3 protein-coding genes and 1 pseudogene are annotated in these 1,282 nt (G+C 37.1%); 3 read left to right on the top strand and 1 reads right to left on the bottom strand.

Features of this window, described 5'->3' with window-relative positions; genetic code table 11:
• Positions 1-42: 42 nt before the first annotated feature.
• A pseudogene (locus Q4Q46_RS21300) lies at positions 43-315 on the bottom strand (undecaprenyl-diphosphate phosphatase); the annotation flags it as partial.
• On the opposite strand from Q4Q46_RS21300, the gene Q4Q46_RS21295 reads away from it, so the two are divergent.
• The 3 genes from Q4Q46_RS21295 to Q4Q46_RS21285 all read left to right on the top strand — a co-directional run.
• The gene (locus Q4Q46_RS21295) at positions 209-523 is read left to right on the top strand and encodes a hypothetical protein (RefSeq protein WP_311907014.1); all 315 of its coding nucleotides are present in this window, start codon (positions 209-211) and stop codon (positions 521-523) included. The pseudogene Q4Q46_RS21300 and the gene Q4Q46_RS21295 sit on opposite strands and share 107 nt — an antisense overlap.
• A 33-nt stretch (positions 524-556) precedes the next feature.
• The gene (locus tag Q4Q46_RS21290) at positions 557-1,039 is read left to right on the top strand and encodes a hypothetical protein (protein WP_259483502.1); all 483 of its coding nucleotides are present in this window, start codon (positions 557-559) and stop codon (positions 1,037-1,039) included.
• A gap of 44 nt (positions 1,040-1,083) precedes the next feature.
• The coding region (locus Q4Q46_RS21285; RefSeq protein WP_311907013.1) for a hypothetical protein at positions 1,084-1,282 on the top strand (199 nt) is incomplete at its 3' end.

Below are 1,282 nucleotides of genomic sequence, written 5' to 3'. Positions count from 1 at the left end.
GCCACCTAATATGGCCAATATAGCAAGTGTCATAACGTTACCTTAAGTTAAAAAAATGAAATAAATCAATGCAGCCAAAATTATTCTATATATCACATACGGCCACATACCAAAGCGATTAAGCCACTTCAGGAAAAAGTGAATTGCAGTTAAAGCCATGATGAAAGAAGTGACTCCGCCTACTAAAAAGGCAAGCGAATCGATATGAGTGTCACTTGCACCAACCTCAAGTAATTTGGCACTCGCAGCCAATGAAGTAATAGGGATAGCAAGTAAAAATGAAAAACGTGAAGCGGCTTCTCGGCTTAAACCTAGCAATGCCACTGTAGATGAAAAACGCGGACTTATTTATCGCATGCGCCTAAATATGAAACAAAGCACCATCATGGTTGAAGGTAAAGAGATAAAACTGATACCTGGAATGGCGGTAACCGCCGAAGTGCAAACGGGCAAGCGACGTATTATCGAGTTTTTTATTGCACCGTTATTGAGGTACAGACAAGAGAGTATTAGAGAGCGTTGATCACGACGTTGAATAATTAGAGGCCATAAGATTATGTTTTTTTTATTAGTTTTGATTTTGCCGATTATTTTATTTTTTTCCAAATGGTGTACTCACTATATTCAACCCGGCATGACGAAATTACTGAGCTTCATCGGGGTGCTGTTCACCTGTTACATGATACTGATTGGTGATGAGGTCTTAGGGGGAATTCAGTTTGGTTACCTGTGTTATTTATCTCCAAGACTAGAGGTGTTAACGGATGAGCTTGAAGGTAGAAAGATTAGATCTACATCCAGTATAACGGAAGTAAAGCTATCACCTGTAAAAATCAAAGAAGAGCTGGTGGTTATGAAAGATGTGGACACAGGACAACCTATTTTTAAATATTCATATTATCGTTTTTACGGTGGTTGGTTGGCACATTGGATCAATTTTAATGGCTTTAAAGGACCCTATTTTTATTCTAACACCTGTAATCAAGGTTCAGGTAGTAAGCTATTAATTATTAATAATAATATAGTAGTGGAAGAATAACGTTTTAAAAATTAAATACTTGATTTTAGATAAGGGATTATAAGATGACAGATATTAGAGAAGCGTATATCAATGCACTGTTAGCGGATGCAACATATGCCGTTAACAAAGTGATAGAAAATGATGACAAGACTCCACAAGAAAAATTATTGGATGATCTTTCCGACCGACTAGGTGAAAGCTTAGCCCATTATGTTGTCGCTAACTTCGAACTCGATTTTGATTCCATCATTAATACCAGTG

Source organism: Shewanella vaxholmensis, from assembly GCF_031932135.1.
In the GTDB taxonomy this organism is placed as follows: domain Bacteria; phylum Pseudomonadota; class Gammaproteobacteria; order Enterobacterales; family Shewanellaceae; genus Shewanella; species Shewanella hafniensis.
Note: the sequence above shows the minus strand (reverse complement) of the source record. Positions and strands in the feature narration are given on the sequence as shown.